A 10,004-nucleotide genomic window follows, 5' to 3' on the forward strand; every position below is an offset into this window, starting at 1 on the left:
CACATCGTGAAGACACTTCGGTTGATGACCGTCGGCGGCGTGATCGCCTATCGGGCGCTGTTCAACTGGACGACGCCGGGCATGTTCGTCGGCACCCTGCTGGTCGGGCCGCTCTTCCAGCTGCTCTTCTTCGCCTACCTCGGCCGCCAGCTCCAGGTGGCCGACGACCGGTTCTACATTGTCGGCAACGCCGTGCTCACGGCCTCGCTGGCCTGCGTGTTCGGCGGCACGATGGCGGTCGCCAACGAGCGCCGCTACGGCACGCTCGGGCACGTGCTGCTCTCCCCACGCAGCCGCACCGCGATCTTCTGGGGACGCGTTCTCCCATACGCGGGAAACGGTCTTCTGATCGCCGTGGTGACGCTGAGCGTGGGCGCGCTGCTGCTCGGGCTGAGGATTCCCCTCAGTGCCCTGCCGGGGCTGTTCCTGGTCATGGCCGCGGGCTCGCTGGCCTGCGGATTCTTCGGCCTCACCCTGGGCGCGCTCGGGCTGCGGTTCCGCGACGTGTGGGTGATCTCGAACGTCTCGGTCGCACTGTTGCTGCTGCTGACGGGCGTGAACGTGCCCGCGGCGAACCTGCCCGGCTGGATGGTCACGGTCGGTCATTTCCTGCCGATCACGCACGCGGCCGAGGCGGCCCGGCGGCTCGCGGCCGGAGACGGAATGGCCGCGGCCGCGCCCGCACTCGGCCAGGAACTGCTGGTCGGGGCGGGCTATGCGGTCGCGGCCGTCATCCTGCTCAAGGTCTTCGAGGTCGAGTCGCGCCGGCGGGCGTCGCTCGACGCCCTCTAGAGCGCCAGGTTGGGGAACCAGAGGGCGAGCTCGCGCTTCGCGCTCTCCGGCGAGTCGGAGGCGTGCACCAGGTTTTCCCGGTTCGACAGCGCGAAGTCGCCCCGGATCGTGCCGGCGGCCGCCTTGCGGCCGTCGGTCGAACCGATCATCGCGCGCACCACCTCGATCACCTCGTCGCCCGCGAGCACCAGGGCGAGCAGCGGGCCCGAGGTCATGAACTCCTTGAGCGGCGGGTAGAACGGCTTTTCCACGTGGTCGGCGTAGTGCTGATCGGCCAGAGCCGCATCCATCGTGCGCAGCTCCAGCGCCTCGATCACCAGCCCCTTGCGCTCGAACCGGGCCAGAATCTCGCCGAGCAGTCCGCGACGAACCGCGTCAGGCTTGAGGAGCACGAGCGAACGCTCGGTGGGGCTGGACAACGAGTCCTCCATGGGTGCTAAGGGGCTACGTTCAGCCTATCGGTACCGCGAATGCGGCGAGCGCCAACGCCGGTACTACCGCACTTTCGCTCACACTGAGCCGGGCAATAACCTGACGGGGACGAGCGGGAGGTCCACATTGGCAAACCAGACCGGACGTCCGATCGCGCCGGCACGGAAGCTGGTCGCGGCGGTCGCGGGCACGATCGCGGTCTTCGTGGTCGCGCTGGGTTTCGGCATGTCCAGCCTGGGGGTGGTCATCTTCGGGGTCGCCCTGCTGGGTCTGGCGGTCGCGCTCGGCGTGGTCAATGTGGTGCGCCGGGGCGCCCGGGCCTGGGTCGCGGGCACCGCCGAGGTCCGGTCGATCTCGCCACCACCGGCGACGACGTCCGTCTACGGCCGCGCCCGCATCCAGGCGGTGATCGTCGCCCCCGGCCTGCCGACGAGCGAGGTCGAGATCAACGAGTCCCGCATCCCCGTCGTGAAGTGGCCCGAGCCCGGCGACACCCTGCCCATCACGGTCGACGTCGACGACATGCGCCGGGTCCGCATCAACTGGGACGAGGCCCCGCCGCGGGAACGTGGTGAGGATCCGCCGCCCCCGCCCACCGACTTCGACGACGAGCCCGACGCCGACCTGGACGCCGACCTGCTGGGCGACCTCGAGCCGCCCCCGTGGACGGCCCGGGACCGGTCCTGGTCGCGCGACGACGGCGACCCGCCGCCCCCGCCGCCCGGCAGCTCCCCACCGCCGCCCGGACCCCCACCGGCGCCCGCCCGTCCGGATTCCAGCCTGGATTCCGAGGAGTATTCGGAAAGCCCCGTCGTGGTCCGGGACACTCCGGCCGGCCCGATCGTCGAGGGCGAGTTCTTCAACCACGACGACAAGCCGTCACCGCTTCCCCGCCGGGCCGCCGCTTCCGGGCCGGATTCCTTCGCGCCCGACGCACATGACAGTCCCGACTATTCAACCGTGGGCGCCGCCGCGGCCGGGGCCGGCGCTGCCGCTTCCCGCCCCGCCGGCGCGCGGCCCAGCCCGCGTCCCCGGGGCGGCGGCACCGCCACGGCCGAGCACCACTCCGCTTCCACCCCGCCGTCACCGCGCGAGCCGCACCCCGACGACGCCCTGGCCGACCTCCCCCTCGACGAGCCGCCGGCTGCCCCGTCCCGACCGGCGCCCTACCAGCGCCCCGAGCCCACCGCGACCTCGTCCCCGCCCAGCCCGTCACCGGTCGGCTCGTTCCCGACTGCCCCGCCGCCGACCACCTCACCACCGACCGCGCCGCCCCCGTCCTCCGCACCCCCGGCGGCCCCCGCCCCGGTCCCGGACGACGAGATCGACCTCCCGCTGGACGGCGACCCGGACCCGGCCCCGGAATCCACGCCCCGAGCGGCCCAGGCCGTGGCCGACGACCTGATCGCCCCACCCGTCGACGACACGGCCCACATCCACCCTTCCACCCGTTTCATCACGAACGCGGCCCACGACGCCACCACCCCGCCACCCGACCGCCCCGCGCCCCGCCCGCGCCCCCACGCCGAGCCGGCCCCCACGGAGTACGGCGCCCGCTCCGCGCCGTTCGAGCCGTCCGACCGCGACCCCGGTTTCGAACCCGAACCCGACCTTGCCGAAGCTCACGACCAGCCCGAAACCGGTCCGGCCATGACTCCGCCCGCATTCCAGCGCGAACCGAACCCGGCCGACGACGCGCCCCTCACGTTCCAGCCCGAAACCGGACCGGCCGCCGGCACTCCGCTTCCACGCCAGCCGGAAAACCGACCGGTCGGCAGCACTCCGCCCGCGTTCCAGCCCGAAACCGGACCGGCTGATGGCACTCAGCCTCCGCGCCCGCATGAAACCCGACCGGACGCGGGCACTCAGCCCACGTTCGCGCCCGGAACCGGATCCGCCGGGACTGCCGCACCTGCGGTTCAGCCAGACACAGAACCGGCCACAGCGGAACCCCCTCAGTTCCGGCCCGAACCAAAACCGGGCGCAGTCGGAGTGACCGACTCCGGCCAGTCCGAAAAGCACACCGGCCTTTTCGCCACCGCGGTCGGAGCGGTTGCCGCCGCCGCGGCCGCCGCCGTCCGCAAGGTCAGTAAGCCCGACCACGACGACACCCCGGCCGAACAGCGGCGACCGGCGGCTCACCAGAGCCCGGCCGACGAGGAAGAGGCCGGCCCCGGCATCTCCCCGACCGCAAGCGGGCCGCCCTCCTCCACCGAGAGCGCGCCGGCGACACCTGCCACGTCCGACGTTGCGCCGCCAACCGCAAGCGCCGCAGGCTCACCGGCATCCACGCCACCTGACACAAGGTCCGAAGAGGTAGATGACGTAGACGCTCGCCTGCCTCACGGCGTGGGACCGACCGCCACCACCGCTTCTGCGCCGCCGGTCGCAAGCGCCGGAGCCGCGAGCGTCCCAGCCTCACCCACCGCCGAGGCGAGCGACGTCGAAGCTCCCCTGCCTCACGGCTCGGCACCGACCGCCGAGGCGAGCGATGTGGAAGCTCCCCTGCCTTACGGTTCGGCACCGACCGCCGAGGCGGCGCCGTTCTTCGAGTCCTCCCTGCTCGACGAGGAAGACTCCACACGCCTGCCCACCGCGAGCTCGGCGCCGTCGAGCACCGAGGCAGCCTCCGCGGCCGGGGCCGCAGCCAGCGCCGCAGCGGGGGCGGGCTTCGCCGCCGGGGCAGGACAGGCCGGATCGGAACAAGCCACAACCGCCCACACCCAAGACACCCCGCCCGAGGCCACTCAAACAGGGCCCGCCCCGACCGCACACGCTCAGACGGCACCCGGCCAAACTGGAGCCGCCCAAACTGGAGCCGGTCAGACCGGAGCCGCCCAGACCGGAGCCGCCCAGACCGGAGCCGCTGGCTGGGGCGGAGCTGGACAACCCGTCGCGGGGCACGCTCCGGGCGTCAGCCACCCGAAGCCGTCGCCCGCTGCGGCCGCCCTCGCGGCAGCGGCAGCCGCCGCGGCGGCGCAGGACCAGAACAGGGACCGCGGGCCGTGGGCCGACCTGGCCGGCACCCCCGAGCCGGACGAAGGCGCCGCCGAGGTGATCACCGCGTATCCGAGCGCCCGGCCCGGCCCGGCGGGCGCCATCTACGGCGTCGGCATCACCGTGCTCGTCACCGATCTTGCCCGGTCGATCGCGTTCTACCGCGACATCCTGGGCTTCTTCGAGATCGACGGCGGCGACGGCAGCGCCGTGCTGGCCTCCGGGGACACCCGGCTGGTGCTGCGTACGGTGCATGACCTGGCCACTGAGGCGGGTCGCCTGATCTATCTGAATCTCGAGGTCGGCGACGTCGAGGCCGTCTATCAGGAGCTGGTCGGCAAGGGCGTCGAGTTCGTCCACCCGCCGCAGCCGGTCAACCGCGGCGAACGCCTCGAACTCTGGTCGGCCTCGTTCCCCGACCCCGACGGCCACAACATCGCCATCACCCAGTGGCGGGCCATCCACTGACCCGCACCCGGCGGCCGGCCCGAACCCGGGCCGGCCTAGCCGAGGATCGTCCTCCGGACGTACAGGGCATAGACCCAGGCCGCGCCGAAGATCAGGCCCAGGGCGGTCAGCGACCAGTGGAAGAAACCGCCGGCCAGCAGCAGCACCTGCAAAACGGTGCCCGCGTGCCAGGCCCATGGGCGGCGCATCATGCCCGCCAGCAGGGCCGCCAGCACGGCCAGGGCGATCACCCACCCGATGCCCCAGCCGTTCAGGTCGCCGCCCATGATCCGGATCGGCTGGATGCCGAGCAGCAGAACGATGGCCTCCAGCACGAGCGTTCCCGCGCCCAACCCGCGTACGGCGGCCTGGGGGTTGCGAAGCCCTGATCGTGGAGTTTGACCGGATTCGGGAGGCGGCGAGGTCATCGCTTCAGCAGTTTCCGGGCGTCGGCCACCGTGACCACCGAACCCGTGATGATCACTCCGACGCCGCTGAGCTCGCCCGACGTGTCCTCCTCGGCGATCACCACGGCCTCTTCGATGGCGTCCGGCATGTTCTGCGCGACCGTCACCCGGTCCTCGCCGAAGATGTCGGTGGCCAGCTGGGCCAGCTCGTCGACCGGCATCGACCGCGGCGAGCTGTTCTGCGTCACCACGATCCGCGCGGCCACCGGCTCGAGCAGGTCGAGCAGCCCGGAGACGTCCTTGTCGCTCAGCACGGCCACGACCGCGACCAGGTGCCGGAACGAGAACTCGTCCTCGAGCGCGCTGACCGTCGCCGCCATGCCGTGCGGGTTGTGTGCGCCGTCGAGCAGAATCGTCGGCGCGCTACGCACCCTTTCCAGCCGCCCCGGCGAGTCGACCTGCGCAAACCCTTCCCGTACGAGCTCCGGCTCCAACTGCTTGGCCGGCCCGGCACCGAGGAAGGCCTCCACGGCCGCGAGCGCGAGTGCCGCATTTTGCGCCTGGTGCGCCCCGAAGAGCGGCAGGAAGATCTCGTCGTACACGCCGCCGAGCCCCTGCAGCGTGAGCACCTGCCCGCCCACGGCCTGGTTCCGTTCGATCACGCCGAACTCGCTGCCCTCGCGGGCCACGGTCGCGCCCATCTCGGCGCTGCGTTCGAGGATGGGCCGCATGGCCTCCTCGGTCTGCAGCGCCGTGATCACGGTGGCGCCCTTGTGGATGATGCCGGCCTTGGCCCAGGCGATGTCCTCGATCGTGTCGCCCAGCCACTCGGTGTGGTCGAGCCCGATCGGGGTCATCACGCACACCCCGGCGTCGATGACGTTCGTCGCGTCCTCCTCGCCGCCCAGACCGACCTCGACGACGGCGATGTCCACGGGGGCGTCGGCGAAGGCCGCGTACGCCAGCGCGGTTGTCATGTCGAAGTAGGTCAGCGACTCGGTGTTGCGCGCGTCGATCAGCTCGGCCAGCGGCCCGACCTCGTCGTAGATGGCCGCCAGCCGCTCCTCGGTGACCGGCTCGCCGTCGAGGCTGATGCGCTCGCGGACCGTCTCGAGGTGCGGGCTGGTGTACCGGCCGGTGTGCAGGCCGTGCGCCCGCAGCACCGCGTCGATCATCCGGGCCGTGCTGGTCTTGCCGTTCGTGCCGGTCAGATGGATCGCCGGGTAGGCCCGCTGCGGGCTGCCGAGCACGTCCATCAGGTCGCGGATCTTCTGCATGTCGAAAGCCATGCGGGTGAAGCCGCGCCCGTTGAGCGCGGCCTCCACCTCTGCGTACGTGCTCATGCTGAGCCTCCCTGGGCATGCCCTCGTGGCCCTGCGACCGCTTCGCTCACTCCGGTGCAGTCATTCATACCGAAGGCAACGCTTCCAGGGCCGCGGCAATTCGCGTGAGATCGGCCTCGGCCGTGGTCAGCCGGTCCTTGATCTTGGCAACCACCTGTTCGGGCGCCTTATCGACGAACGACTCGTTGCCGAGCTTGGCCCGGCACTGGGCCGCTTCCTTCTCGGCGGCGGCACGGTCCTTTTCGAGGCGGGCGCGTTCGGCCGCCACGTCGATCGTGCCGCGGGTGTCGAGGTCGACCGTGATCGCCCCGGACACCGCGAGCGTCGCCGTGGCCGTGAAGCCGGCCGCCGGCGGGTCGAGCCGGGCCAGCGAGCGGATCAGCGGCTCGTGCGTGTCGATGCCGACGTTGCCCAGGCCGGTGAGCGCGGCCGAAACCCGCTGGCTCGGCTTGAGCCCCTGGTCGGAACGGAACCGCCGGACCTCGGTCACCACCTTTTGCAGGGCGGCCAGCTCCTCCTCGGCGGCGTCGTCGATCAGCTCCTTCTCGGCCGCCGGCCACTGCGCCTTCACGATCGTCTCGCCGCCGGTGAGCGCGATCCACAGCTCCTCGGTGACGAACGGGATGACCGGGTGCAGCAGGCGCAGCAGCTGGTCGAGCACGTGCCCGAGCACCCGCTTGGAGGCGTCGCTGCCGTCCGAGGCCAGAACCGGCTTGCTGAGCTCGAGATACCAGTCGCAGACGTCGTCCCACGCAAAGTGATAGAGCGTGTCGCAGACCTTCGCATACTCGTACGCCTTGAACTGCTCGTCGACCTCGCCGATCACGTGCTGCAGGCGCGAGAGGATCCACTTGTCGATCGACGACAGGTCTTCCGGCGCCGGCAGCGGCCCCTCGACCGTCGCGCCGTTCATCAGCGCGAAGCGGGTCGCGTTCCACAGCTTGTTGCAGAAGTTGCGCGAGCCCTGGCACCACTCCTCGCTGATCGGCACGTCGGAGCCGGGGTTGGCCCCGCGGGCCAGCGTGAAGCGGGTGGCGTCGGCGCCGTAGCGCTCGATCCAGTCGAGCGGGTCGACGACGTTGCCGAACGACTTCGACATCTTCTTGCCGTGCCCGTCGCGGACCATGCCGTGCAGGTTGACCACGTTGAACGGCTGAACGTCGTCCATCGCGTACAGCCCGAACATCATCATCCGGGCGACCCAGAAGAAGAGGATGTCGTAGCCGGTGACGAGCACGCTGGTCGGATAGAACTTGGCCAGCTCGGCGGTCTGCTCGGGCCAGCCCATGGTCGAGAACGGCCACAGCGCCGACGAGAACCACGTGTCGAGCACGTCCTCGTCCTGGGTGTAGCCGGCGGGCGGTTCGTCGTCGGGACCGACGCAGACGACCTCGCCGTCGGGGCCGTACCACACCGGAATGCGGTGACCCCACCACAGCTGACGCGAGATGCACCAGTCATGCATGTTGTCGACCCAGGCGAAGTACCGCTTGGACAGCTCGGCCGGCTCGATCGTGACGCGACCGTCCCGTACGGCGTCTCCGGCCTTTTTCGCCAGAGGCCCGGTGTTGACGAACCACTGCAGCGAGAGCCGGGGCTCGACGGTGGTCTTGCAGCGCGAGCAGTGCCCCACCGAGTGCACGTACGGCCGCTTTTCGGCGACGATCCGGCCCTCTTCGCGCAGCGCGGCGACGATCGCGGGCCGCGCCTCGTAACGGTCGAGGCCCTCGAACGGACCGTGCACGGTGACGACCGCGCGCTCGTCCATCATGGTGATGCTGGGCAGGTCGTGCCGCTGCCCGATCTCGAAGTCGTTCGGGTCGTGGGCCGGGGTCACCTTGACCGCGCCGGTGCCGAACGCCGGGTCGACGTGCTCGTCGGCGACGATCGGGATGCGCCGGCCGGTCAGCGGCAGCTCGATCTCGGTGCCGATCAGGTGCTGGTAGCGCTCGTCGTCGGGGTGGACGGCCACGGCGGTGTCACCGAGCATCGTCTCGGCGCGGGTGGTCGCCACGACGATCGAGTTGTCCCCGTCGCCGTAGCGGATCGAGACCAGCTCGCCCTCGTCGTCGGTGTGCTCGACCTCGATGTCGCTGAGCGCGGTGAGACAGCGCGGGCACCAGTTGATGATCCGGTTGGCGCGGTAGATCAGCTCATCGTCGTACAACCGCTTGAAGATCGTCTGGACGGCCCGGGACAGGCCCTCGTCCATCGTGAACCGCTCACGCGACCAGTCCACGGAGTCACCGAGCCGGCGCATCTGCCCGAGAATGGCGCCACCGGACTCGGCCTTCCACTCCCAGACCTTCGCGACGAAGTCCTCACGGCCCAGGTCGTGCCGGGACAGCTGCTGCGCGGCGAGCTGACGCTCCACCACGTTCTGCGTCGCGATGCCTGCGTGGTCCATGCCCGGCAGCCACAGCACCTCGTAACCCTGCATCCGCTTGAGACGCGACAGGGTGTCCTGGATGGTGTGGTCGAGCGCGTGCCCGACGTGCAGCGAGCCGGTCACGTTGGGCGGCGGAATGACGATCGAGAACGCGGGCTTGTCGCTCGCCGGATCGGCGGTGAAGTAACCCTCGGTTACCCACGTCTCGTACCGCCGCTGCTCTACCTCGCCCGGCTGGTACTGGGCGGAGAGGCCGCCGGTGGGCCGGCTGTCGGGGGTGCGGTTCTGGGTCGTCTCGGTCACCCGACAAGTCTACGGATGCCGCGCCGGAACCCCGAATTCGCATCGCCTCTGCTTGCTACGCTCCTGCAATGCCCGAGCCCGGCCCCAAACAGATCGATATCGGCACTCCGCCGCCCCCCGATGACCCCTCATTCGACGACGTCGCCGACGGCCAGGCAAAGACCAAGAGCCGTTTCCCCGTACGCCGTGTGCTGATCGCCGGCGTGCTGGCGATCGCGACGGCCGGCGCGGTCACGCTGGGCGTAACCAGTTGGCGCATCATCGCGCAAAAGGATGCGACGCTGACCGCCCCGCAGCAGATCGGCAATCTCCGCATCGACGGCTCGGAGAACGGCGTCAGCACGGCCGACTACTTGCAGACGGCCCTGGCCGCAGAGATCGAGCTCGACCACACCGTGGGCGCCGTCTATCAGGAGAGCGGCGAAAAGGACGTCCTGTTCCTGGGCGGCACCGGCCTGATCTGGACGCCGTCCCGCGATCTCGATTCCGCCATGTCCCTGATCTCCGACAAGGAGGGCTCGGTTACCAACCTCAGCGAGGTCGACCCCGGGCCGCTCGAGGGCATCATGAAATGCGGACTCACCAAGACTCCGGATGGCGACCTGACCGTGTGCGGATGGGCCGACCACGGAAGCCTGGCCCTGGCGATGTTCAACAACCGCACCGAGGCCGAAGCTGCTCCCCTGATGCGTCAGATCCGCGAGGCAACCGAGACCCGTTAGCAAATACAAAAAGGCCGCGCCCCATTGCGGGGACGCGGCCTTAGTTTTACCCGCAAACGACAGTAGGCCCACCCCGTTATGGGGTGGGCCTGCTGTTCACGTTGAGTCCGGCGGCGTCCTACTCTCCCACACCCTCCCGAGTGCAGTACCATCGGCGCTGGAGGGCTTAGCT

Annotated in this window: 7 protein-coding genes; 3 read left to right on the forward strand and 4 right to left on the reverse strand. The window is 70.5% G+C overall.

The window, feature by feature from the left end; genetic code table 11:
- Positions 1-6 precede the first annotated feature (6 nt).
- The gene (locus ACZ3I4_RS46915; protein WP_465388672.1) at positions 7-792 is read left to right on the forward strand and encodes an ABC transporter permease; all 786 of its coding nucleotides are present in this window, start codon (positions 7-9) and stop codon (positions 790-792) included.
- On the opposite strand, the gene ndk is transcribed toward ACZ3I4_RS46915, so the two are convergent.
- The gene (gene ndk, locus ACZ3I4_RS46920; protein ID WP_465388673.1) at positions 789-1,223 is read right to left on the reverse strand and encodes a nucleoside-diphosphate kinase; all 435 of its coding nucleotides are present in this window, start codon (positions 1,221-1,223) and stop codon (positions 789-791) included. The genes ACZ3I4_RS46915 and ndk overlap by 4 nt on opposite strands.
- Before the next feature lie 127 nt (positions 1,224-1,350).
- On the opposite strand from ndk, the gene ACZ3I4_RS46925 reads away from it, so the two are divergent.
- A complete protein-coding gene (locus ACZ3I4_RS46925) occupies positions 1,351-4,689 on the forward strand; it encodes a VOC family protein (RefSeq protein WP_465388674.1) in 3,339 nt (1,112 codons plus the stop codon).
- A gap of 35 nt (positions 4,690-4,724) precedes the next feature.
- Here the strand turns inward: ACZ3I4_RS46925 and ACZ3I4_RS46930 are convergent, their stop codons facing one another.
- The 3 genes from ACZ3I4_RS46930 to ACZ3I4_RS46940 all read right to left on the reverse strand — a co-directional run bounded on the left by ACZ3I4_RS46930 (position 4,725) and on the right by ACZ3I4_RS46940 (position 9,110).
- A complete protein-coding gene (locus ACZ3I4_RS46930) occupies positions 4,725-5,096 on the reverse strand; it encodes a DUF4233 domain-containing protein (protein WP_465388675.1) in 372 nt (123 codons plus the stop codon).
- Positions 5,093-6,418: a bifunctional folylpolyglutamate synthase/dihydrofolate synthase gene (locus tag ACZ3I4_RS46935; protein WP_465388676.1), complete on the reverse strand. Its 1,326-nt coding sequence runs from the start codon at positions 6,416-6,418 to the stop codon at positions 5,093-5,095. The genes ACZ3I4_RS46930 and ACZ3I4_RS46935 overlap by 4 nt, the downstream gene beginning before the upstream one ends.
- 64 nt (positions 6,419-6,482) lie before the next feature.
- On the reverse strand, positions 6,483-9,110 hold the full coding sequence (locus tag ACZ3I4_RS46940; protein WP_465388677.1) for a valine--tRNA ligase: 2,628 nt from the start codon (positions 9,108-9,110) through the stop codon (positions 6,483-6,485).
- Between the two features lie 68 nt (positions 9,111-9,178).
- Between ACZ3I4_RS46940 and ACZ3I4_RS46945 the strand changes: the two genes are divergently transcribed.
- On the forward strand, positions 9,179-9,832 hold the full coding sequence (locus tag ACZ3I4_RS46945; protein ID WP_465388678.1) for a hypothetical protein: 654 nt from the start codon (positions 9,179-9,181) through the stop codon (positions 9,830-9,832).
- Positions 9,833-10,004 lie beyond the last annotated feature (172 nt).

It is taken from the genome of Actinoplanes sp. NPDC021490, from assembly GCF_055562135.1.